19 protein-coding genes are annotated in these 22,307 nt (G+C 72.1%); 12 read left to right on the plus strand and 7 right to left on the minus strand.

The features are described 5' to 3' along the window. Positions 1-106 precede the first annotated feature (106 nt). On the plus strand, positions 107-829 hold the full coding sequence (locus ACFQRI_RS14820; RefSeq protein ID WP_380668816.1) for an Imm1 family immunity protein: 723 nt from the start codon (positions 107-109) through the stop codon (positions 827-829). Positions 830-844: 15 nt separating this feature from the next. Here ACFQRI_RS14820 and ACFQRI_RS14825 read toward each other — a convergent pair whose 3' ends face one another. After that, positions 845-1,516, minus strand: a complete 672-nt coding sequence (locus ACFQRI_RS14825; RefSeq protein WP_380668818.1) for a TetR/AcrR family transcriptional regulator — start codon at positions 1,514-1,516, stop codon at positions 845-847. 84 nt (positions 1,517-1,600) lie between these two features. Between ACFQRI_RS14825 and ACFQRI_RS14830 the strand changes: the two genes are divergently transcribed. From ACFQRI_RS14830 to nikE, 5 genes are all read left to right on the plus strand, one after another. Further along, complete coding sequence (locus ACFQRI_RS14830; RefSeq protein WP_380668820.1) at positions 1,601-2,773, plus strand: acyl-CoA dehydrogenase family protein; 1,173 nt, start codon at positions 1,601-1,603, stop codon at positions 2,771-2,773. Positions 2,774-2,932: 159 nt separating this feature from the next. Next, positions 2,933-4,726, plus strand: a complete 1,794-nt coding sequence (locus ACFQRI_RS14835; protein WP_380668822.1) for an ABC transporter substrate-binding protein — start codon at positions 2,933-2,935, stop codon at positions 4,724-4,726. Positions 4,727-4,730: 4 nt separating this feature from the next. Continuing rightward, a complete protein-coding gene (locus ACFQRI_RS14840; RefSeq protein WP_380668824.1) occupies positions 4,731-5,768 on the plus strand; it encodes an ABC transporter permease in 1,038 nt (345 codons plus the stop codon). After that, a complete protein-coding gene (locus ACFQRI_RS14845) occupies positions 5,765-6,658 on the plus strand; it encodes an ABC transporter permease (RefSeq protein ID WP_380668826.1) in 894 nt (297 codons plus the stop codon). Before ACFQRI_RS14840 ends, ACFQRI_RS14845 begins: the two co-directional genes overlap by 4 nt. Continuing rightward, on the plus strand, positions 6,655-8,235 hold the full coding sequence (gene nikE, locus ACFQRI_RS14850) for a nickel ABC transporter ATP-binding protein NikE (protein WP_380668828.1): 1,581 nt from the start codon (positions 6,655-6,657) through the stop codon (positions 8,233-8,235). Before ACFQRI_RS14845 ends, nikE begins: the two co-directional genes overlap by 4 nt. Positions 8,236-8,350: 115 nt before the next feature. On the opposite strand, the gene ACFQRI_RS14855 is transcribed toward nikE, so the two are convergent. Both ACFQRI_RS14855 and ACFQRI_RS14860 read right to left on the minus strand, forming a co-directional pair. After that, the gene (locus ACFQRI_RS14855; RefSeq protein WP_380668830.1) at positions 8,351-8,983 is read right to left on the minus strand and encodes a nucleoside/nucleotide kinase family protein; all 633 of its coding nucleotides are present in this window, start codon (positions 8,981-8,983) and stop codon (positions 8,351-8,353) included. Positions 8,984-9,118: 135 nt separating this feature from the next. Further along, on the minus strand, positions 9,119-10,051 hold the full coding sequence (locus tag ACFQRI_RS14860) for a S66 peptidase family protein (RefSeq protein ID WP_380668832.1): 933 nt from the start codon (positions 10,049-10,051) through the stop codon (positions 9,119-9,121). A gap of 246 nt (positions 10,052-10,297) precedes the next feature. On the opposite strand from ACFQRI_RS14860, the gene ACFQRI_RS14865 reads away from it, so the two are divergent. The 3 genes from ACFQRI_RS14865 (at position 10,298) to ACFQRI_RS14875 (ending at position 12,811) form a co-directional block, all read left to right on the plus strand. Further along, positions 10,298-10,864 (plus strand): DUF3090 domain-containing protein, encoded by a 567-nt coding sequence (locus tag ACFQRI_RS14865; protein ID WP_380668834.1) that lies wholly within the window; start codon positions 10,298-10,300, stop codon positions 10,862-10,864. Between the two features lie 5 nt (positions 10,865-10,869). Then, complete coding sequence (locus ACFQRI_RS14870; protein WP_380668836.1) at positions 10,870-11,676, plus strand: SCO1664 family protein; 807 nt, start codon at positions 10,870-10,872, stop codon at positions 11,674-11,676. 139 nt (positions 11,677-11,815) lie between these two features. After that, a complete protein-coding gene (locus ACFQRI_RS14875; RefSeq protein ID WP_380668838.1) occupies positions 11,816-12,811 on the plus strand; it encodes an MBL fold metallo-hydrolase in 996 nt (331 codons plus the stop codon). Here the strand turns inward: ACFQRI_RS14875 and ACFQRI_RS14880 are convergent. Beyond that, on the minus strand, positions 12,790-14,028 hold the full coding sequence (locus tag ACFQRI_RS14880; RefSeq protein WP_380668840.1) for a serine hydrolase domain-containing protein: 1,239 nt from the start codon (positions 14,026-14,028) through the stop codon (positions 12,790-12,792). The genes ACFQRI_RS14875 and ACFQRI_RS14880 overlap by 22 nt on opposite strands. A gap of 155 nt (positions 14,029-14,183) precedes the next feature. On the opposite strand from ACFQRI_RS14880, the gene ACFQRI_RS14885 reads away from it, so the two are divergent. Both ACFQRI_RS14885 and ACFQRI_RS14890 read left to right on the plus strand, forming a co-directional pair. Then, positions 14,184-15,578 (plus strand): ATP-binding protein, encoded by a 1,395-nt coding sequence (locus ACFQRI_RS14885; protein ID WP_380669365.1) that lies wholly within the window; start codon positions 14,184-14,186, stop codon positions 15,576-15,578. Further along, a complete protein-coding gene (locus ACFQRI_RS14890) occupies positions 15,578-17,530 on the plus strand; it encodes a VWA domain-containing protein (protein WP_380668842.1) in 1,953 nt (650 codons plus the stop codon). Before ACFQRI_RS14885 ends, ACFQRI_RS14890 begins: the two co-directional genes overlap by 1 nt. A gap of 58 nt (positions 17,531-17,588) precedes the next feature. Here ACFQRI_RS14890 and ACFQRI_RS14895 read toward each other — a convergent pair whose 3' ends face one another. Genes ACFQRI_RS14895 through ACFQRI_RS14905 form a run of 3 tightly spaced genes read right to left on the minus strand, consistent with a single transcriptional unit; the run spans position 17,589 to position 20,414 of the window. Continuing rightward, the gene (locus ACFQRI_RS14895) at positions 17,589-18,482 is read right to left on the minus strand and encodes a glycine betaine ABC transporter substrate-binding protein (protein WP_380668844.1); all 894 of its coding nucleotides are present in this window, start codon (positions 18,480-18,482) and stop codon (positions 17,589-17,591) included. A 32-nt stretch (positions 18,483-18,514) separates the two neighbouring features. Continuing rightward, the gene (locus ACFQRI_RS14900; protein ID WP_380668846.1) at positions 18,515-19,405 is read right to left on the minus strand and encodes an ABC transporter permease; all 891 of its coding nucleotides are present in this window, start codon (positions 19,403-19,405) and stop codon (positions 18,515-18,517) included. Continuing rightward, positions 19,398-20,414 carry a quaternary amine ABC transporter ATP-binding protein gene (locus tag ACFQRI_RS14905; RefSeq protein WP_380668848.1) on the minus strand — a complete coding sequence of 339 codons (1,017 nt, stop codon included), beginning with the start codon at positions 20,412-20,414 and terminating at the stop codon, positions 19,398-19,400. Before ACFQRI_RS14905 ends, ACFQRI_RS14900 begins: the two co-directional genes overlap by 8 nt. A 493-nt stretch (positions 20,415-20,907) precedes the next feature. Between ACFQRI_RS14905 and mshC the strand changes: the two genes are divergently transcribed. Next, positions 20,908-22,143 (plus strand): cysteine--1-D-myo-inosityl 2-amino-2-deoxy-alpha-D-glucopyranoside ligase, encoded by a 1,236-nt coding sequence (gene mshC / locus ACFQRI_RS14910; protein WP_380668850.1) that lies wholly within the window; start codon positions 20,908-20,910, stop codon positions 22,141-22,143. Positions 22,144-22,307 lie beyond the last annotated feature (164 nt).

A 22,307-nucleotide genomic window follows, 5' to 3' on the forward strand; every position in this document is an offset into this window, starting at 1 on the left:
ATGCGCTGCGGGGCGGGGGTATGACGCGCGGTAGCCTTCCTGCGGAACTAGATCTGGGTGGGGCGTCCTGGGGGGCGCCCACGATCGAAGTGGATGCAGGGAAGGCATGTCGAATCCAGCGCAGGACGAGCCCGACCCGCACGCGCCGCTGGAACCGCCTGCGGTGATTTTCGCGCGACTGGCCGAAGTCGGCGTCGACAACATCGACAAGCTGATCGAGGACACCCGTTCGATCTACGAGGACCTGAACAAGGTTCTCGGACATCCGTACTGGGGTGACCTGGTGTTCCACCAGGGCGCGGCGATGAAGGCGCTCAACGAGGCGCGGCTGGGGCTGGAGGGCCTGCGGGCCGAGGCCACCGGGGCGCGCAACACCGAGCTGGGGGTCACCGTGACCACCGCCGTCGTCGGTGGCGAGCGCTTCTACGCCACCAGCGAGGACGACAAGGCCGAGCTGGTCGACAAGGTGCTGCGCCCCGGCTCGGCGGGCGCCTGCCACCTGTACGTCTGGGACCGCCCGCACGCCGATCCGGAAGCTCCGGGGCCCTACGTGCAGCTCCGCGTCGTCACCGACGCGGATGACGAGGTCGGCGTCCTCAACTTCACCGAGGAGGACGACGAGGGCGAGCTGACCTCATGGCACACCTGCAACCCGGAGCCTGCGCCGGACGCACCGGCGCTGCCGTTCGACGCGGGAAGCACGCTGAAGTTCCCGCGCAACGCGGTGCTGCCGTTCCGGGAGCTGCGCGCGGCGCTCGACGAGTTCACCAAGAGCGGTGAACGTCCCGAAGCGGTCACCTGGCAGCCCGCGCGGTGGGGCGACATCTGAGGACTGGGGTCGTCGTCAGGGGCGGAAGACCTCGTCGTCGGGGATCTCGATGCCCAGCTGGGCGAGGACCTCGATGAGCACCGCGGCCACCTGCCGGGCGACCCGGTCGGCGAGCTGGTCCTCGGTCTCGTCCTGGTGGTCGAGCCACCAGACGATGCTGGCGTCGACCATGCCCATCAGGCCTGCGAGCACGCCGTCCGGGGGCTCGGCCGCGACTTCGGCGGTGCGCAGGTAGGCGCGCATCGCCTCGACGATCTCGTCGAGGAACCGGGTGCGGCCCATCCGAGCGCGGTGCAGCGCCTTGGTCTGCTGCTGGGCGGCGATGAACCGGTAGAGGTTCGGGTGCTCGGCGGCCCAGGCGATGCTGGCGGCCACGATCCCGCGCACCACCTCGAACGGGGTGCCCGCGCGGGAGAGGTGCGGGCGCACCCGGCGGATCAGCTCGGTCGCGGCGAACCGGGTCACCTCGGCGTCGAGCTGTTCCTTGCTGGTGAAGTGCCGGTAGACGTTGGGGCGCGGCAGGCCGGCCCGGTCGGCGACCTGCGCCATCCCGACCTGCGGGCCGATCTCGTCGACGGCCTCGACCGCGGCGAGCACGATCTGCGCCCGCCGCGCGTCGCTCGCCAGCGCTTCCTTCGCCGACCTGCGCCGGACCGTGGAATCGACCCACCTCGCCACGTTCACCACGGCGGACACGGTACTCGCTGATACAGCTTGTACCCAGGAGACGGGGCGTGCTACAACCTGTATCCAGAACGACGAAGTTCCGAAATGGAAGGATCCGCTGTGCCCTCTCGCCGCTCGCCCTGGATGACCGAGGACCTCGACGACCTCCGCGGACTCGCGCGCACCTTCGTCGAGAAGGAGATCAAGCCCAACATCGAGCGGTTCATCGCCAACAAGGAGGTCGACCGCGAGCTGTGGACCAAGGCGGGCGAGGTCGGGCTGCTCTGCCTGTCGATCCCCGAGGAGTACGGCGGCGGTGGTGGCACCTTCGCGCACGAGGCGGTGATGATCGAGGAGCAGGCCCGCATCGGCGACAGCTCCTGGGGCGCCTCCCTGCACAGCGGCATCGTGGCGCACTACATCCTCGCCTACGGCACCGAGGAGCAGAAGCAGGAGTGGCTGCCGAAGCTCGCCAGCGGTGAGTCGGTCGGCGCGATCGCGATGACCGAGCCCGGCACGGGCTCGGACCTGCAGAGCATCGCCACCAAGGCGATCCGCGAGGGCGACGAGTACGCGGTCAGCGGCGCCAAGACCTTCATCACCAACGGTGCGCAGGCCGACGTCGTGCTGGTGGCCGCCAAGACCGACCCGGACGAGGCCGCCTCCGGCATCTCGCTGGTGATCGTGCCGACCGACGCACCCGGCTTCCAGCGCGGCCGCGTGCTCGACAAGATCGGCATGAAGGGCCAGGACACCTGCGAGCTCTACTTCGACGAGGCCCGCGTCCCGGTGACCAACCTGCTCGGCGCGAAGGAGGGCGACGGCTTCCTGCAGCTGATGGCGCAGTTGCCGCAGGAGCGCCTGATCGTCGCGCTGGGGTGCGTGGCCGCGATGGAGTTCGCGCTCGACGCGACCTTGGAGTACGTCCACTCCCGGAACGCCTTCGGGCGGCCCATCTTCAAGTTCCAGAACACCAAGTTCGAGCTCGCCGAGGTCGCCACCGAAGCGCGGGTCGCCCGCTCGTTCATCGACGAGTGCGTCGAGCTGCACGTCAACGGCGAGCTCGACGTGCAGACCGCGGCGATGGCCAAGTACTGGTGCTCTGAGCGCGCGATGAAGGTCGTCGACCAGTGCCTGCAGCTGCACGGCGGGTACGGCTACATGGAGGAGTACCCGATCGCCCGCGCCTTCACCGACATGCGCGTGCAGCAGATCTACGCGGGCACCACCGAGATCATGAAGGAGATCATCAGCCGCTCGCTGCCGACCCCGGGCTGAGCCGGCGTCCGCGGGGGCGAGCGCGCCGGTCCCGATCGCCCCCGCGGCTGCCGCGGAGTTCTGCTGGATCTCGCGACAATGCGTGGTTAAGCATTGACGAACAGTGGCTGAAAGTGGTTCGTTCTTCTCACTCACCTGACTGAGGGGAAGGGGCCCAAGGTGCGTGGACGTCTCGTCGTGCTCCTGGTCGCGCTGCTCGCCGGAACTTCCGCACCGCTGCCGGCCACCGCGCAATCGGACTCCGGCGCGCCGCAGGGCGCCACGCTGCGGGTGGGGCTGCAGCAGCAGATCGACTCGCTGAACCCGTTCCTGGGCTACTCGCTGGCGGCCACCGACATCTTCCGCGCGGTGTACCCGACGCTGACCACCTACAGCCCGCAGGACTTCTCGGTCACTCCCGAGCTGGCCGAGAGCTGGGAGTCCTCGCCGGACAAGCTCACCTGGACCTTCCACATCCGCCGGGGCGCGCGCTGGTCGGACGGGCAGCCGATCACCGCGGGCGACGCCGCCTACACCTACGACCGGATGATGCGCGATCCCGCCGCGGCCACCGCCAACGGCAACTTCGTGGAGAACTTCGAATCGGTGACCGCGCCGGACGACTCGACCCTGGTCATCCGCACCAAGACCCCGCAGGCGACGATGCTGGCCATCGACGCGCCGATCGTGCCCGAGCACGTGTGGTCCCGGGTCGACGACGTCGCCAACTTCCCGAACGACGAGATGCCGGTGGTCGGCGGAGGTCCGTTCACCATCACCGGTTACCGGCCCGAGCAGGACGTCACGCTCACCGCCAACGAGGACTACTGGCGCGGTGCGCCGAAGATCGACCGGCTGCAGTTCATCCAGTTCAAGAACAGCGACGCGGCCGTGCAGGCGCTGCGCAAGGGCGACATCGACGTGGTCCAGAAGCTCACCCCCGCGCAGTTCGACGCCCTGGCCGGCGAGCAGGACGTCGAGCAGGTCAAGGGCCAGGGCCGCCGGTTCTTCGAGCTGATCCTCAACCCGGGAGCGGCCAACAGCCGGAACCAGCCGATCGGCACCGGGCACCCCGCGCTGCGCGACACGCGGGTGCGCCGGGCCATCGACCACGCCATCGACCGGGAGGTGCTGGTCGACCGGGTGCTCGGCGGCTACGGCCAGATCGGCGGCGGCTACCTGCCGCCGATCTTCGACGACTACCACTGGAAACCGCCGCAGCCGCGCCGGTTCGACCCCGCGCTGGCCAACCGGGTGCTCGACGAGGCCGGCTACCGCCGCGGCCCGGACGGCACCCGCCGGACCCCGGGCGGCGAGCCGCTGAACTTCGACTTCGTGCTGCACGGCGACGAGTCGATGGACAACCAGGTCGGCCAGTTCGTCCAGCGCTGGCTCGCCGACCTCGGCATCCGGGTCAACCTGCAGCCGGTGTCGGACAACCAGGTCAACGACCGCACCGAGACCGGCGACTTCGACATGGTCATCAGCGGCTGGTCGGCCAACCCCGATCCGGACTACGTGCTGCGGCTGCAGACCTGCGCCTCGCGGCCCAGCCCGGACGGCGGCGGCACGCCGGACTCGTTCCTGTGCGACCAGCGCTACGACGAGCTCTACGCGCGGCAGCTGGCCGAGTTCGACCCGGCCGAGCGGATCGACCTGGTAAAGCAGGCGCAGTCCCGGTTCTACGAGCAGGCGACCGGGCTGATCCTGTTCTACCAGAACTCGCTGGAGGCCTACCGCTCCGACCGCTACAGCGGCTTCACCACCCAACCCGCGCGCGAGGGCGTGATCACCGGGCAGCAGGGGTTCTGGGGCTACTACGGCGCCGAGCCCACCCGCGAGGCCGTCGAGGGCGACCGGGGCTCCGACTACCGGACCGTCGCCTGGGCGCTGGGCGGGCTGATCGTGCTCGTCGGCGTGGTGGTCGTGGTGGTGGTCGCGCGGCGCCGCGCCACCGCAGAGGACCGGGAGTGATCCCTTGGCCGACCTGCTGACCTCGGTGGACGTCGACGAGCCCGCCTCGGGCGAGCGCGGCAGGCTCGCCCGCTACGTCGGCGGCAAGATCGGCGGCGGGCTGGTGAGCCTGTTCCTGGTCACCGTGCTGGGGTTCTTCCTGTTCCGGGTGATGCCCGGCGACCCGGTGCGCACCATGACGCGCGGCGCGCCGATGACCGACCAGCAGATCGCCGCGCTGCGCGAGCGGCTCGGGCTCGACCAGCCGCTGTGGAAGCAGTTCCTGGACTACCTGGGCGCGCTCGCGCACGGCGACCTCGGCACCTCCTACACCTACAGCCGCCCGGTCGCCGACCTGATCGTCGAGCGCATCGGCCCGACGCTGCTGCTGGCGGGAACCGCCACGGTGCTGGCCATCGGCCTGGGGCTGTGGATGGGATCGCGCGCGGCCTGGAAGCACGGCGGTGGCTTCGACAAGATCGCGACCTCGGCGGCGCTGACGCTGTGGTCGGTGCCCACCTTCTGGCTCGGGCTGATCCTGCTGATGGCGCTGGGCGTGGGATTCGGCCCGATCCCGGGGCTGTTCCCGGTCGGCGGCATCTCCTCGCCGGACGTGCCGCCCGGCGTGCTGCCGCACGTGCTCGACGTGGCCCACCACCTGGTGCTGCCCGCGATCACGATGGTCGCGGTGATCTACGCCGAGTACCTGATGGTGATGCGCTCCTCGCTGCTGGAGGAGATGGGCGAGGGCTACCTGAACACCGCGCGCGCCAAGGGCCTCCGCGAGGACCTGGTGCGCAGCAGGCACGCGGTGCCCAACGCGCTGCTGCCCGCGGTGACGCTGATCTTCCTGCGGCTGGGCCTGGTGGTGGCCGGCGCGATCACCGTCGAGACGGTGTACTCCTGGCCCGGCATCGGGCTGCTGACCTTCGAGGCCCTGCGGGTGCCGGACCCCCCGCTGCTGCAGGGCGTTTTCCTGGTGCTCGCCGGAAGCGTGGTGGTGATGAACGTGCTGGCCGATCTGCTCTACCGGGTGCTCGACCCGCGGGTGCGGGAATCGTGACCGGCGCGGTGCGGGCCGTCCGCTCCCGCCGCCGGGCGCGCTTCGCGGAGGCGTGGCGGACGTTCCGCGCCGACCGCGCCGGACTGGCCGGGCTGGTCATCCTGGTCGCTGCGGTGCTGCTTGCGCTGCTGGCGCCGGTTCTCACCGACTCGGCCGGGCTGGACGTCACCCGGGTCAGCGGGGAGCCGCTGCAGCCGCCCAGCGCGCAGCACCCGCTGGGCACCGACGAGTCCGGGCGCAGCGTGCTGCTGCTGACCTGGTGGGGTGCGCGGGTCTCGCTGGTGGTGGGCCTGTCGGCCGCGGTGCTGTCGGTGCTCATCGGCACCCTGGTCGGGGTGTGCGCGGCGCACTTCGGCGGCTGGACCTCGCGGGTCCTGCTGCGCATCACCGACTTCTTCCTGGTGCTGCCCGCGCTGGTGCTGGCGATCGCGCTGTCGACCGTGCTCGCGCGCGGGCTGTCGACGATCGTGCTGGCCATCGGTGTGACGGCGTGGCCGCACACCGCGCGGGTGGTGCGCGCGCAGACGCTGACCATCGAGGCCCGGCCCTACATCGAGCGCGCCCGCGCGCTCGGCGCCGGGCACGCCCACGTGATCGGCAAGCACGTGCTGCCCGCGGTGCTGCCGCTGGTGCTGGCCAACACCACGCTGGCGGTGGCCAGCTCGATCATCGCCGAGTCCACGCTGTCGTTCCTGGGACTGGGCGATCCCTCGCGGGTGTCCTGGGGCGCGATGCTCAAGGCGGCGATGGACACCGGCGCGGTCACCAGCGGTGCCTGGTGGTACCTGCTGCCGCCCGGTGTCGGGATCGTGCTGGTGGTGCTCGGGTTCACGCTGTGCGGGCGGGCGCTGGAGACCGTGTTCAACCCGAGGCTGCGGGGGCGAAGGTGAGTCCGATCCTGCAACTGCGCGACGTTTCGGTGACCTACTCCGGCGCCGAACCCGCCGTGTCCGGGGTCAGCCTGAACCTCGACGAGGGCGAAACCCTCGGCCTGGCCGGGGAATCCGGCTGCGGCAAGACCACGGTGGCGATGTCGGTGCTGCGGCTGCTGCCGCGCACCGCGCGCGTCGACGGCGAGGTGCTGCTCGACGGCGAGGACGTGCGCGGCATGCGGTTCGGCAGGCTGCGGGCGGTGCGCTGGGCCTCTGCCTCGGTGGTCTTCCAGGGCGCGATGCACGCGCTGAACCCGGTGCGCACCATCGGCCACCAGATCGCGGAGCCGATGAAGCTGCACGGCGCGGCCGATCAGGACGTCGAGGCGCGCGTGGCCGAGCTGCTCGAGCAGGTGGAGCTGCCCGCCGACCGCGCGGGCGCCTACCCGCACGAGCTCTCCGGCGGGCAGAAGCAGCGGGTCATGATCGCCATGGCGCTGGCCTGCCGGCCGCGTCTGATCATCGCCGACGAGCCCACCACGGCGCTGGACGTGGTGGTGCAGGCGCAGATCCTGGCGCTGCTCAACCGGCTGGTGGCCGAGCGCGGCATCGCGCTGGTGATGATCAGCCACGACCTCTCGGTGCTGTCGGCGAGCTGCTCCCGGCTGGCGGTGATGTACCGGGGCGAGCTGGTCGAGCACGGTCCGACCGAGCGGGTGATGAGCGCGCCGCAGCACGAGCACAGCCGCGCGCTGGCCGACGCCTTCCCGACCGTCGGCGACCCGGAATTCCGCCTCACCGGCGGGGATTCGGGCGGCGAGCCGCTGCTGGCGGCCCGCGGGCTGTCGGTGGAGTTCCGCAGGCGCGGCGGCGGTGCGGTGCGCGCGGTGCGGGACGTGGACCTGGAGGTGGGCGCGAACGAGATCGTCGCGCTGGTCGGCCAGTCCGGCTCCGGCAAGACCACGCTGGCCCGCACCGCGCTCGGGCTGCAGCGGCCCACCGGCGGGTCGGTGAGCTTCGCCGGAGCACCGCTTCCCACCAGCGGTTCGGGCCTGCGCGACTACCGGCGGAAGGTGCAGCTGGTGCTGCAGGACCCCACCGGAGCGCTCAACCCGCGGCACACCGTCTACGAGGCGGTGGCCGAGGGCCTGCGCATCCACGGCATCACCGATGACGAACCAGGCCGGGTGACCGCGGCGCTGGAGGCCGCCGAGCTGCGCCCGGCCGAGGACTACCTCGGCCGGCTGCCCCAGGAGCTCTCCGGCGGCCAGCGGCAGCGGGTGGTCATCGCGGGCGCCCTGGTGCTCGAACCGGAGGTGCTCGTCGCCGACGAACCGGTGGCCTCGCTGGACGCGACCGTCCGCGGCGAGATCCTGTCCCTGCTGCTGCGCCTGCGGGTCGAGCGCGGCCTGGCCACCCTGGTCATCACCCACGACCTCGGCCTGGCCTGGAACATCGCCGACCGGGTGGCGGTGATGTTCCGCGGCGAGATCGTCGAGCAGGGCCCGGTCGACCAGGTCCTCCTCGACCCCCGCCACGACTACACCAGGACCCTCCTGGCCGCGGTCCCGGCCACCACCCGCCGCGCAGCCTGACCCGAACGCCACCGGGTGCCTTCCCGCCCGTCGCCAGGCGCTCTCCCTCTTGATGAAAAGTCCAGCGCTTCGCGGGGGACTATTCTCATCAAAGGGGAAGGCGCCCCGGGGCGGGTCAGGCGTGGAGGCTTTCGATGATCGCGGGGCGGTCGGGGTGGTCGACGCGGACGACCAGGTCGGCCAGCGCCAGCGGGTCGACCTCCGCCGCGTAGCGCTCGAACGCGGGCAGGGTCCAGCGCTGCTCGTCGGGGGTCTTGCGGTGCAGGGCCGCGTCGGGGAGCCACAGGTGGACCACGAGGTCGAAGTCCAGGCCCGCGCCCTGCAGCAGCGGTCCGTCCACGACGGCCGCCCCGCGCTCGGGCAGGGCGACGCGCTCCAGCCTGGGGGAGCGGTCGGCCTCGGCGTCCCACAAGGCGGGCAGCACGCGGCCGGTCCCGCCCTCGGCGAGGGGCTTGAGCACCTCGCGGGACAGACCGGCGGTGTCGAACCAGGACAGGTAGTAGGAGTCCGGATCGCGGTGACCGTGCTCCAGGCGCACCGAGGCGGGGCGCAGGTAGTCGGTGGCGCGCACCCGCGCGGTCTCGCGGCCCCGCTCGCGCAGCGGGTCCACCAGCCGGTCGGCGAGCTCGGCGGTGCCCGCGGCGGGCGCGCCGTCGATCGCCACCCGCGCCCAGCGCCCGCCCAGCGCGTCGACGCGCTGGACGATCTCGGCGGTCAGGACGTCCGGGGAGACGGGTCGAACGCGCATGGCTCGAAGCTATCAACCGGCCGACCGGGGAGACGGCGCGCACGACCTGCGCGCTAGGGGCTGTTTGGGAATGCCGCGGAGCCGCTGGAGGTTCTGCCACCCGCACCGCCGAGCAAAGCAATTCCCCAGCAATCCCTAGCGGAGGGCGGGCTGCAGGATCGACAGGCGGTGGGCGTCGGCGTCGAGCTCGGCGGCGACCCCGAGAGGCACCGTGCGCTGGGCCTCGCAGTGCCCGAAGCCCAGCTCCCACAGGATCGGCACCCCCAGGCCGCCCAGGAGGTCGCACATGACCGTGCGGACCTGCTCCAGCGGTCCGCAGTCGGTCCAGGAACCCAGGGCGATGCCGGCGACGCCGTCGAAGAAGCCCGCGCGCAGCAGCTGGGTGACGAAGCGGTCCAGCAGGTAGGGCTTCTCGGTGATGTCCTCCAGAAGCGCGATGCCGCGCTCCGGCGGCCGGGCGGCCGAGGTCGAGCCCAGCGAGCCCGCGAGCAGGCTGAGGTTGCCGCCGTAGGTCACGCCGCGCCCGCGCCCCCGCACCAGGGGCTCGGCGGCCGGGCGGGTCAGGATCGTCACCGACTCCGGTTCGAACAGGGTGCGCCGCAGGTGCTCGGCCGCTCGCTCGTCGTGCGCGAACGCCTTGGTGGCCACCATCGGCCCGAACACCGTGGCCAGGCCCAGCCGCGCCCCGAAGGCCTCGTGCAGCGCGGTGACGTCGCTGGAACCGACCAGCACCTTCTCGCCCGCGGCCGCCAGCCGGTCGAAGTCCAGGTGGTCGAGCATGCGCATGCAGCCGTAGCCGCCGCGGGCGCAGAACACCGCCGCGACCTCCGGGTCGCACCAGGCGTCGCGCAGGTCGGCCGCCCGGTCGGCATCGCCGCCCGCCAGGTACTCCAGCCAGGGGTGCTTCTCCTGCACGTGCTTGCCCAGGCGAACCCGCAGGCCCCAGTCCCGCAGCCGTGCGACGCCGGCCTCCAGCAGCTCGGCGGGAACGGGTCCGGCCGGGGCCACCACCGCGACGGTGTCGCCGCTGCGAAGCCTGGGCGGACGGCGTAGTTCGCGCATGCTCATCGGGCCGCCTCCTCGTCGGTGATCAGCACCGGCTCTGATCTTGCGGCGAGCCTATCGGCCGCCCGCTCAGCGCGCCGGAGTTCGCCGTCGGCGAACTCCGGGTGGATCACACCTCGATCAGGACTGTCCGGCCCCGGTCGCGGCGTTGCCCCAGCGGCGCCCAGCGCAGCGCGGGCGCCTGGTGATGAACGAAACGGGGGCCAGTCGCGCGCGGCGCGTGCGCGGTGCCCTAATGTCGGAGGGGTCATGGCTCGTGTCATCCACGTCTTCCGTCAACCTGACCGCTTCGTAGCCGGAACGGTCGGGGAGCCCGGCGAGCGCACCTTCTACCTGCAGGCGTCCGAGGACGTCCGCACGGTCAGCGTGGCACTCGAAAAGCAGCAGGTCTCGGTGCTGGCCGAGCGGATCGGCGCGCTCCTGGACGAGGTGCAGCGCCGCTTCGACACCGATCTGCCCGAGCAGACCCCCGACGACCTCGTCGACACCGACCCGCTCGCGGTCCCGGTCGACGAGGAGTTCCGCGTCGGAACCATGGGCCTGGGCTGGGACGCCGAGACCGAGGCCGTCGTCGTCGAGCTCCTGGCCGTCACCGAGGAGGAGATCGACGAGTCGGTCGTGCTCGACGACACCGAGGAGGGGCCCGACGCGCTTCGGGTGTTCCTCAGCCCGCAGCACGCCCGCGCCTTCGCCGAGCGCGCCGAGCGCGTGATCAACGCCGGTCGCAAGCCCTGCCCGCTGTGCAACGAGCCGCTGGACCCGGAGGGCCACATCTGCCCGCGCCAGAACGGTTACCGCCGCACGGAAGAGGTCTAACCGCCGTGGCGGGGGAGCTCGACCGCGGTCAGGTCGGTGAGCTGCTGCGCGACGGCACCCTGGACGTGCAGGGGCGGCTGGTCGAGGCGTCCAACGCGACGCTGCTGTGCGCCGTGGAGCTCGACGGCGTGTCCGCCGAGTGCGTCTACAAGCCGGTGCGCGGGGAGCGGCCGCTGTGGGACTTCCCGGACGGCACGCTGGCCGGTCGCGAGGTCGCCTCCTTCCTGGTCTCCGAGGCCACCGGCTGGGACCTGATCCCGCCGACGCTGCTGCGCGAGGGCCCGTTCGGACCGGGGATGGTGCAGCTGTGGGTGGACGTCGACGAGGCCGACGAGTCCCAGCTGGTCGACATCGCGCACCCGGACGACGTGCGCGAGGGCTGGCGCGCGGTGCTGCGCGCCCAGGACGAGGACGGCGATCCGGTGGTGCTCGCGCACGCCGACCACGAGCAGCTCAAACGGCTCGCGGTGCTGGACGTCGTGATCAACAACGCCGATCGCAAGGGCGGCCACGTGCTGCCCGCGCCGGACGGGCGCGTGCTGGGCGTCGACCACGGGGTCAGCCTGAACGCCGACGACAAGCTGCGCACCGTGCTGTGGGGCTGGCTCGGCGAGCCGCTGCCCGCCGACGTGCTGGACGAGCTCGGCGAGCTGCGCGCCCTGATGGAGGGCGAGCTCGGCGCCGCGCTGGACGAGCACCTCACGATCAAGGAGATCCAGGCGGTCAGCACCCGCATCGACCGCCTGCTCGACACGAAGGTCTTCCCGGCGCCTTCCGGCGACTGGCCGGCCATTCCCTGGCCCGCGTTCTAGGGACTGCTCCGCTCGCCCGCGCTGGTGGCCGACGCCGAGCGGCCTCGACGCGAAGCCCGCTCCGCCGCGGACGGGCCGTTCCCCGGGGCGCGATGCGGATCACGTGCGCGGGTGCGCGCGGACCGGGCAATCTGGACGGGTGCGAACCGACTACCGACCGCCGGTGATCCGGCGCTCCTACGAAGACCGCCTGCAAGCGCCGCTGCCCGGTTTCCGGGACGTGATGCGGCTGATGTGGACCGGCGGTTTCCGCGCCCGCGTCTCCGGTGCCGACCGCATCCCGGTGCTGCGCACCGGTCTGGAACCGGTCACCGCCGCCGAGACGGCGCTTACCTGGGTCGGGCACGCCACCTACCTGCTGCGCGCGGGCGGGGCGACGGTGCTGACCGACCCGGTGTGGTCCGGGCGGATCCCCGGTGTGCCGCGGCGGTTGACCCCGCCGGGCGTGGCCTTCGAGGAGCTGCCGCCGGTGGACGCGGTGGTGATCAGCCACAACCACTACGACCACCTCGACGCCCCGACGATCAAGCGGCTGCCGCGCGGCACGCCGGTGCTGGTGCCCGCCGGGCTGGGCCGCTGGTTCCGGCGGCGCGGGTTCGCCGAGGTCGTCGAGCTGGACTGGTGGCAGTCGGTCGAGGTGGCCGGGCTGACCTTCGACTTCGTCCCGGCCCAGCACTGGAGCCGCCGAGGCCCGCACGACACCTGCCGCAGCCTGTGGGGCAGCTGGGTGATCACCGGCGAGCACCACCGCGCGTACTTCGCCGGGGACACCGGCTACGGACCGCACTTCGCCGAGATCGGGCGGCGCTACCCGGGCATCGACGTGGCGATGCTGCCGATCGGCGCCTACGACCCGCGCTGGTTCATGAAGCCGGTGCACATGGATCCGGAGGAGGCGGTGCGCGCGGCCGCCGACCTGGGCGCTGCGCGCACCGCGACCATGCACTGGGGAACCTTCGTGCTCACCAGGGAACCGGTCACCGAGCCGCTGGCCCGGATCCGCAAGGCCTGGCGCGAAGCGGGCCACGATCCCGACGACCTCTGGGACCTGGCCGTGGGGGAGACCAGGCGACTGGCTCCCGGTTCCGCCGAACCGGGAGCCGAACCGCCCGCTCAGTCCACCAGGGCCTGGTAGACCAGCTGGTGCAGCTGCGACCGGATGGGGTGGGTGCTCGACGGCATCAGCTGGGTCATGAACTGCACCGCGATCTCCTCGGCCGGGTCCACCCAGAACGCGGTGCTGGCCAGCCCGCCCCAGGCGTACTCGCCCTGCGAGCTGATCACCTTGGCCGCCGCGGGGTCGTCGACGACCGAGAAGCCCAGGCCGAAGCCCTTGCCCGCGTTGGCGGCCTCGGAGAACGCGCCCATCGCCAGGGTCTCCAGGTCGGCGCCGCCGGGCAGGTGGTTGCGGGTCATGTAGTCGACGGTGCGGCTGCCCAGCAGCCGGACCCCGTCGAGCTCGCCGCGGTTGAGCAGGAACCGGGTGAACCGGTGGTAGTCGTGCGCGGTCGACAGCAGCCCGCCGCCGCCGGAGGGCGCCTTGGGCGGCTCGAAGGCCGCCTCGCGCGCCTGGTCGTGGCGCGGGTGCAGGCGCGCCCTGCCCTGCCGGTCGGCGAGGTAGAGCGAGGCCAGCCGGTGCTCGTCGGAGCGGTCCAGGTAGAACCCGGTGTCGGTCATGCCCAGCGGGTCGAAGATCCGGGTCTGGAAGAACCGGTCCAGGCTCTGCCCGGAGGCGGCCTCCACCACGCGGCCCAGCACGTCGGTGGCCACCGAGTAGTTCCACCGCGAGCCCGGGTCGAACAGCAGCGGCATCGCCGCCCACTGGTCGCAGCAGCTCGCCAGGTCCAGCCCGGGCGCCATGCCGTTCTCGAAGCCCGCCTCCCGGTACATCTCGTCGACCGGGTGCAGGTGGTTGAACGCGTAGGTCAGGCCCGAGGTGTGGGTGAGCAGGTGCCAGATGCGCATCGGCTCGGTGGCCGGGCGGGTCTGCGGCGCGCGGGCCGGGCCGCCGGTGTAGACCCGCAGGTCGGCGAAGGCCGGGATGAAGTCGCTGACCGGGTCGGTGAGCTCGAAGGCGCCCTCCTCGGCCAGCAGCATCGCCGCGACCGAGGTGATCGGCTTGGTCATCGAGTAGATCCGGAACACCGTGTCCCGCTCGACCGGCAGGCCGTTGGCCACGTCGCGCATGCCGCGGGTGGACAGGTGGGCGATCTTGCCCCGGCGCGAGACCAGCACCAGCCAGCCGGGCAGCTTGCCGCTCGAGACGTACTGCTCGAAGTGCCGGTCGATCCGCTGCAGCCTAGCCGCGTCGAACCCGACCTCCGAGGGGTCCACCTCGATTTCCAGAGCCACTGGCCGTCTCCTCTCGATGCTCGGTCGCGCCCCGGTCCGGGCGGTCGAACCGGGGCGGTTGACACCGTTTTCTACTCCTCCCCGTCCACTGCGCGAAATGCTTCGAGCAGTGGCGGCGTTCACGTTCGGGCGGGGGTAGCGTCGTCGAGGTGGAGATCCCGACCGCCCCCGAAGGACTGCCCCGCACCGCCGGGGAGCTGCGCGCCGCCGGGTACGCGCCGCGCGGCGTGAAGACCGAGATGCGGGAGAACCTGCTCGCCGCGCTGCGGGACGGGCGGCCTCGCTGGCCCGGCATCGTCGGCTTCGACCGGACCGTGCTGCCCCAGCTCGAACGCGCCCTGATCGCCGGGCACGACGTGGTGCTGCTCGGCGAGCGCGGGCAGGGCAAGACCCGCCTGCTGCGCGCGCTGGGCGAGCTGCTCGACGAGTGGACGCCGGTCATCGACGGCTCCGAGCTGGGCGAGCACCCGCTGGAGCCGATCACGCCGGCGTCGCTGCGCCGCGCCGCCGAGCTCGGCGACGAGCTGCCGGTGACCTGGCGCCACCGCGGCGAGCGCTACGCGGAGAAGCTGGCCACCCCGGACACCTCGGTCGGCGACCTGGTCGGCGACGTCGACCCGGTCAAGGTGGCCGAGGGCCGCTCGCTGGGCGATCCCGAGACCATCCACTACGGCCTCGTGCCGCGCGCGCACCGCGGCATCGTGACCATCAACGAGCTGCCCGACCTCGCCGAGCGGATCCAGGTGGGGCTGCTCAACGTGATGGAGGAGCGCGACATCCAGATCCGCGGCTACAGCCTGCGGCTGCCGCTGGACGTGCTGCTTGTGGCCACCGCCAACCCCGAGGACTACACCAACCGCGGCCGGATCATCACCCCGCTCAAGGACCGCTTCGGCGCCGAGATCCGCACGCACTACCCGCTGGCGCTCGCCGACGAGGTCTCGCTGATGCGCCAGGAGGCCGACTTGCCCGCCGAGATCGGCGACCACCTGCTGGAGGTGCTCGCCCGGTTCGTGCGGCACCTGCGCGAATCCGGCGCGGTCGACCAGAGCTCGGGCGTGTCGGCGCGGTTCGCGGTGGCCGCCGCCGAGACGGTCTCGGCGGCGGCGCTGCACCGCGCGGCGCTCACCGGCGAGGACCCGCCGGTGGCGCGACCGGTCGACCTGGAAGCCGTGCCGGGCGTGCTGCGCGGCAAGATCGAGTTCGAGGCCGGCGAGGAGGGGCGCGAGGACGAGCTGCTGGAGTACCTGCTGCGCCGCTCGGTGGCCGACACCGCCCGCGGCCTGTTCGCCGGGCTGGATCTCTCCGAGCTCGGCCGGGCCGTGGTCGACGGGCACCCGGTGGCCACCGGCGAGCAGGTCAGCGGTCGCGACGTGCTCACCGCGCTGCCCGAGCTGCCGGTGCTGCACCAGGTCGCCGAGCGCGTCGGCGTCGGCGCCACCGACGTGCCCGGCCGCATCGCCAGCGCCGTCGAGCTCGCGCTGGAATCGCTCTACCTGGCCAAGCAGCTGAGCAAGGACGCCGAGGACGACCGCGCGGTGTACAGCTGATGAGCTCCCGCTACCGCTACGGCAGGTGGCGCGGCGGGCCCGACCCGCTGGCGCCCCCGGTCGACCTGCGCGAGGCGCTCGACCAGATCGGCCGCGACGTCATGGAGGGCGCCTCCCCGCGCTCGGCGCTGGAGGAGCTGCTGCGCACCGGCACCCGCGACGCGGCGGGCCTGGACGAGCTGACCCGCAGGCTGTGGCAGCGGCGCAGCGAGCTGCAGCGGCGCCACCGGCTCGACGGAACCCTCTCCGAGGTGCGTCGGCTGCTGGACCGCGCGCTGGAGCAGGAGCGGCTCGCCCTGGCCACCGACGCCGGTGAGGACGCCCGCTTCCGCGAGCTGCAGCTCGACGCGCTGCCGCCGGACGCGGCGGGCCAGGTCGACGAGCTCGCCTCCTACGACTGGCGCTCCCCGGAGGCCCGCGAGGCCTTCGAGGAGATCCAGCGCAGGCTCGGCGAGGAGGTCCTCGAACAGCGCTTCCAGGGCATGAAGCGGGCCGCGCAGGAGGTGACCGGCGAGGACGTCGAGCGGGTGCGCGAGATGCTCGACGACCTGTCGGACCTGCTGGCCGCGCACGCTCGTGGCGACGCCGACGTCCAGGACCGGTTCGACGAGTTCATGGCCCGGCACGGCGAGTTCTTCCCGGAGAACCCGCGCGACGTCGACGAGCTCGTCGACGCGCTGGCCGCCCGGTCGGCCGCCGCGCAGCGGATGCTCAACTCGATGAGCGAGCAGCAGCGCCAGGAGCTGATGGCGCTGTCCCAGCAGGCCTTCGGCGACCCGCGCATCGGCCGGTCGCTGCAGCGCATCGACCAGCAGCTGCGCGGGCTGCGCCCCGGCGAGGACTGGTCCGGTCGGGCCCGCTTCCGCGGCGAGGAGCCGATGGGCATGGCCGAGGCCACCGCCGCGATGGCCGAGCTCGGCGAGATGGACCGGCTGGCCGAGCAGCTCGGCCAGTCCTACCCGGGCGCGAGCTTGGAGGACATCGACCTGGAGGCGCTGGAGCGCCAGCTGGGCGAGCAGGCCGTGGTCGACGCGCGACGGCTCTCCGAGATAGAGCGCGAGCTGCGCGGGCAGGGCCTGCTGCAGCGGGCCCCGGACGGGTCGCTTCGGCTGAGCCCGCGCGCCATGCGCAGGCTCGGCGAGACCGCGCTGCGCTCGGTGATCTCGCAGCTGAAGTCCCGGCGCGGCGAGCGCGACACCGATCGCGCGGGCGCGGCCGGTGAGCTCACCGGCACCACCCGGCCCTGGGCCCACGGCGACGCCGAGCCGTGGGACGCGGCGCGCACCGTGCGCAACTCGGTGCTGCGCCGCGCCGCCGAGGGCGCGGGCTCGCCGATGCTGGACATCTCCGACCTGGAGGTCGCCGAGACCGAGCAGCGCTCGCGCGCGGCGGTGGTGCTGTGCGTGGACACGTCCTGGTCGATGGTGCAGGACGGCCGGTGGGTGCCGATGAAGCGCACCGCGCTGGCGCTGCACCACCTGGTGGCCACCCGGTTCCGCTCGGACGCGCTGCAGCTGGTCACCTTCGGCCGCCAGGCGGGCACCGTGCAGGCGGGTGAGCTCGCGGCCATGGAGGGGGTGTGGGAGCAGGGCACCAACCTGCACCACGCGCTGCTGCTGGCCGGCCGCCACCTGCGCCGCCACCCCGACGCGCAGCCGGTGGTGCTGGTGATCACCGACGGCGAGCCGACCGCGCACCTGGAACCCGACGGCGAAGCGGTGTTCGACTACCCGCCCACCGAGCACACCCTGCGCGTGACTCTGTCCGAAGTGGACGCGCTGCGCAGGTTGGGCACGACGCTGAGCGTGTTCATGCTCGGCGAGGACCCGCGGCTGGAGGCCTTCGTGGACGTCGTCGCCCGCCGCGGCGGCGGCCGGGTCCTGGCGCCCAGCGCGGACGGGCTCGGCGCGGCGGTGGTCGGCGACTACCTGCGCACCAAGCGCTCGCGCTGAGCGCTCCGGCCGGAGGCCGCTGCCCGGCGGGACGTGGTCCCCGGCCGTCGCGCCGAGGTCATCCGCCCGCGAAGGAGTTGATGACCTCCGGGTTGGCCTCCGCCCACTCCTTGGCGGCTTGCTGCTCCTGTCCCTTCCCGGCGTTGTTGATCTCGTTCTCCAGCGAGGCCAGCTGCTGGTCGGTCAGCTTGAACCTCTTGAGCATCCCGGTGACCTCCGGGAAGTCCTGGCTGAAGCCCTGGCGACCGACGGCGTGCAGCTGCTCGGCCTCGCCCATCGCGCCCCGCGGGTCCTGCAGGTCCTTGATGGGGTAGCGGGCGTAGGCCCAGTGCGGGTGCCACAGGGTGACCACGATCGGCTGCTGCTCGTCGGTGGCCTTCTGCAGCGCGGCGAGCATGGCCGTGGTCGAGGACGTCTGCAGCTGGTACTCGCCCTCCAGGCCGTACTGGGGCAGCATCTCCTTGGTGGTTCGGCTCAGCCCCGCGCCGGGGTCGATGCCGGTGATCTTGCCGCCGAACATGCTGCCCTTGCCCTTGAGATCGGCGATCGAGTTGATGTCGGTCAGGTAGTTCGGCACGGCGATGTTCAGCGTGCCCTGGTCGTACCAGACGCCCAGGTCCTCGAGCTGCGAGCCGTACTGCTTCCAGTAGTCGGCGTGCGTGGCGGGCAGCCAGGCGTCCAGGAACAGGTCCGGGTTGCCCTGGGCGAGGCCGGCGTAGATCGGTCCGGCCTCCAGCTCGGTGATGTTCACCTGGTAGCCGCGGTCCTCCAGCAGGTGCTTGAACAGGTAGGTGACCGCGATGTCCTCGTCCCAGGCGATGTAGCCGATCTTGATCTGCTTGGACTCCTGGCCGGTGTCGGCCTCCCGCCCGCCGCAGCTGGCCGCTACCAGGACCAGCGCGGCCAGCACCGCGAACAGCGCGGTCAGCCTTCGGTGTCTGCTGCCCAACATGATGCGAACCTGCCTTTCGACGAACCCGGGTCTCACCCGGTCTTGGCGGCTTTGCGCTCGGCGCGGGCGACGGGGGAGCGGTCGGAGAGCACGGCGGTGATCCGGTCCAGGTAGACCGCGAGGATCACCACCGACAGCCCGGCTTCGAACCCCTGCCCGAGCTGGACGCGGGTGACCGCCTCGTAGATGTTGGTGCCGAGTCCGGGAGCACCGACCATGCCCGCGATGACCACCATGGACAGCGAGAGCATGATCACCTGGTTGATGCCGGCCATGATCGACGGCATGGCCAGCGGCAGCTGGATCCCGGTGAGGATCTGCCCGCTCGGCGCGCCGAAGGCCTCACCGGCCTCCACCACCTCGCTGTCGACCTGGCGGATGCCCAGCTCGGTCAGCCGCACGCCCGGCGGCAGCGCGAAGATCACGGTGGCCACCACGCCGGGGACCACGCCGATGTTGAAGAACACGATCACCGGGACGAGGTAGACGAACGCCGGGAGGGTCTGCATCAGGTCCAGCACCGGTCGGACGACCTGGCTGACCGCGCGGCTGCGCGCCGCGAGGATGCCGATCGGGATCCCGATGAGCACGGCCAGCACGCTGGAGACCAGCACCAGCGCCAGCGTCTCCATCGCGGGCGCGAACTCCTCGATGCTGGCGATGAGCCCGAACCCGAGCAGCGTGAACAGCGCGAAGCGCCAGCTGCGCAGCCACAGCGCCAGCGCGGTGAACACCAGCACCATCACCAGCTGCGGCAGCCAGGTCAGCGCCGTGGTCAGCCCGGACACCGCGCCGGTGACCACCGTCTCCACGAAGTCGAAGACCGGGCCGATGTTGCTGTTGAGCCATTCGACCGCCGCGCCGAAGGCGTCGCCGACCGGAACCCGCGGCAGCTCGAACTGCGCGGCGAGGATCTCAGGCATCCGCTGCCTCCTCGGTTCGGTGGCTCAGCGCCGCGAAGACCGCCTCGGGGGTGACCGCGCCGAGCACCCGGCCGCGGTCGACCACCGGGATCGGCCGCCCGGAGCTGCCGAACAGCGCGAACAGGTCCCGCACCGGCGTGTGCGCGGGAACCGGCTCGGTCCCGTCGCCCGCGGTGGCGGCCGGGTCGGCCAGCGCCGCGGCGGTGAGCACCCGGCTGCGGTCGACGTCCCGGACGAACTCGGCCACGTAGTCGTCGGCGGGCTCGCGCAGGATCTGCCCGGCGGTGCCGATCTGCACGATCCGCCCGCCGCGCATCACCGCGATCCGGTCGCCGAGGCGCATCGCTTCGTTGAGGTCGTGGGTGATGAAGATGATCGTCTTGCTCAGCTGGGCGTTGAGGTCCAGCAGCTGGTCCTGCATCTCGCGCTTGATCAGCGGGTCCAGCGCGCTGAAGGCCTCGTCCATCAGCAGCACGTCGGTGCCCGCCGCCAGCGCTCTGGCCAGCCCGACGCGCTGGCGCATCCCGCCGGAGAGCTGCTGGGGGTAGCGGTCCTCCCAGCCCTCCAGGCCGACCATGCCCAGCGCCTCGCGGGCCCGGGAGGCGATCTCGTCCTTGCCGATCCCGCACACCCGCAGCCCGTACCCGGCGTTGTCCAGCACGCTGCGGTGCGGGAACAGCGCGAAGTGCTGGAAGACCATGCTCATGGTCCGCTGCCGCACGCCGCGCAGCTCCCGGCCGGACATGCCGGTGATCTCGGTGTCGCCCACGAACACCTGGCCGGAGGTGGGGGCGAGCAGTCCGTTGAGCATCCGGATCAGGGTGGACTTGCCGGAGCCGGACAGCCCCATGACCACGAAGGTCTCGCCCTCGTCGACGGTGAACGAGGCGTCCACGACCGCGGCGGTGTTGCGCGCGTCCGGCTCCTCGCCCCGGTCGAGGCGCCGCATCGCCTCGGTCGGCTGCGGTCCGAAGATCTTGTAGAGCCGCTCCACTCGTACCGACGTCACCGACCGCCTCCACCTAGTCCCGCCGGGTGGGTGTTCTCGGAGCGCGCGAACGAGAATCCGATCCGCCGCATCCGGCGCTGTTCCGGTCTGCTTCCGGTCCCTCCTGCCGCTCGTTCCGCGGGGCGCGAATCGCATCGCCGGCTTCACTCCGCCGAGCGAAGATTCGATTCCTCAGCGCTGCTCGCGGTGAGTCCCGGACGGGCTGTTCAGGATCATCGCGTGGCACCTGGCCAGGCGCTCGGCGTTCGCCGTGCGGCGCGGTCCGCCGATTCCCCGTTCTCCCGACAATCCGATTCTTAGGCTCGACGACACCGATTGTCCACCGGTCGATTCGGGTGGAGTAGAATTGTCGCGCGGAAATCGCTAACGGAACGCGGGTGCTTCTCGGCGGGAATTCTCCGCTCGCATCCGGTATCGGACCGTCCCACCATGTGATACGCACGATGCCCCAGGTGGAGGCGTGTGCGCGGGGTGGACGTCTAAGGTCGAAAGCATGCAACCCTGGTCATCGGTATCCGTCCCCAAGGTGCCCGGTACGCCGCGTCCGCTGAGCCTGTTCGACACCGCCGCTGGCGCGGTCAAGCCCACCGATCCCGGCTCGGTCGCGCGGATGTACGTCTGCGGCATCACGCCGTACGACGCCACCCACCTCGGCCACGCCGCGACCTACCTCGCCTTCGATCTGGTCAACCGGGTGTGGCGGGACAACGGTCACCAGGTCCACTACGTGCAGAACGTCACCGACATCGACGACCCGCTGCTGGAGCGCGCCGAGCGGGACAACGAGGACTGGATCGTGCTCGCGATGCGCGAGACCGCGCTGTTCCGCGAGGACATGGAGGCCTTGCGGGTCGTGCCGCCCGCCGACTTCATCGGCGCCGTCGAGTCGATCCCGGAGATCGTCGAGGCCGTCGGCAAGCTGCTCGCCGCCGGTGCCGCCTACCGGGTCGACGACGAGTACCCGGACATCTACTTCCGGCGCAACGCCACCGGCCGCTTCGGCGCCGAGTCCAACTACGACGAAGCGACCATGAACAAGTTCTTCGCCGAGCGCGGCGGCGACCCGGAGCGCCCCGGCAAGGAGCACCCGCTGGACGCGCTGCTGTGGCGCGCGGCCCGCCCCGGCGAGCCCGCTTGGGAGTCCGAGCTCGGCAGCGGGCGACCCGGTTGGCACCTGGAGTGCTCGGTCATCGCGCACAACAAGCTCGGGGTGGGCTTCGACCTGCAGGGCGGCGGCTCGGACCTGATCTTCCCGCACCACGAGTTCAGCGCCGCGCACGCCGAGGCGATGACGGGCGAGCACCCGTTCGCCAAGCACTACGTGCACACCGGGATGATCGGGCTCGACGGCGAGAAGATGTCGAAGTCCAAGGGCAACCTGGTGTTCGTCTCCAGGCTGCGCGGCGACCGGGTCGACCCGATGGCCATCCGCCTGGCGCTGCTCGACGGGCACTACCGCCAGGACCGCTCCTGGACCGCCGACGCGCTCACCGGCGGCGCCGCCCGGCTGGCCCGCTGGCGCGAGGCCGTCGCGCTGCAGGCGGGCCCGGCGGCCGAGGGGGTCGTGGACGCGCTGCGCGAGCGGCTCGCCGACGACCTCGACACCGCCGCGGCGCTGCGGGCCGTGGACGCCTGGGCCGACGAGGCGCTCACCGCGGGCGGCTCGGACGCGGCGGCTCCCGGGTTGGTCCGCACGGCCGTCGACGCGCTGCTGGGCGTGGAGTTGTAGCGCGCACCGAGATCGACAACGGGTGACCGGGATGCCGACTTCGGCATCCCGGTCGCGCGTTTCTCCCCCGGGTGGAACTCCGGGAACATCGGCAAGTCAGGCGCGCGAGCCGGTGCGTCGAACCGCCTCCGCGAGGCGTGGACTTCTCCGACCCGGTCTGCTTT

The sequence above is a fragment of the Saccharopolyspora griseoalba genome, assembly GCF_042665275.1.
GTDB lineage: Bacteria > Actinomycetota > Actinomycetes > Mycobacteriales > Pseudonocardiaceae > Saccharopolyspora > Saccharopolyspora griseoalba.

Coding starts and splice junctions, on each gene's coding strand:
- mshC (WP_380668850.1), top strand. CDS start 20,908: ATGCAACCCTGGTCATCGGTATCCGTCCCCAAGGTGCCCGGTACGCCG.
- ACFQRI_RS14865 (WP_380668834.1), top strand. CDS start 10,298: ATGGCTCGTGTCATCCACGTCTTCCGTCAACCTGACCGCTTCGTAGCC.
- ACFQRI_RS14830 (WP_380668820.1), top strand. CDS start 1,601: ATGGAAGGATCCGCTGTGCCCTCTCGCCGCTCGCCCTGGATGACCGAG.
- ACFQRI_RS14855 (WP_380668830.1), bottom strand. CDS start 8,983: ATGCGCGTTCGACCCGTCTCCCCGGACGTCCTGACCGCCGAGATCGTC.
- ACFQRI_RS14890 (WP_380668842.1), top strand. CDS start 15,578: ATGAGCTCCCGCTACCGCTACGGCAGGTGGCGCGGCGGGCCCGACCCG.
- ACFQRI_RS14900 (WP_380668846.1), bottom strand. CDS start 19,405: ATGCCTGAGATCCTCGCCGCGCAGTTCGAGCTGCCGCGGGTTCCGGTC.
- ACFQRI_RS14860 (WP_380668832.1), bottom strand. CDS start 10,051: ATGAGCATGCGCGAACTACGCCGTCCGCCCAGGCTTCGCAGCGGCGAC.
- ACFQRI_RS14820 (WP_380668816.1), top strand. CDS start 107: ATGTCGAATCCAGCGCAGGACGAGCCCGACCCGCACGCGCCGCTGGAA.
- ACFQRI_RS14895 (WP_380668844.1), bottom strand. CDS start 18,482: ATGTTGGGCAGCAGACACCGAAGGCTGACCGCGCTGTTCGCGGTGCTG.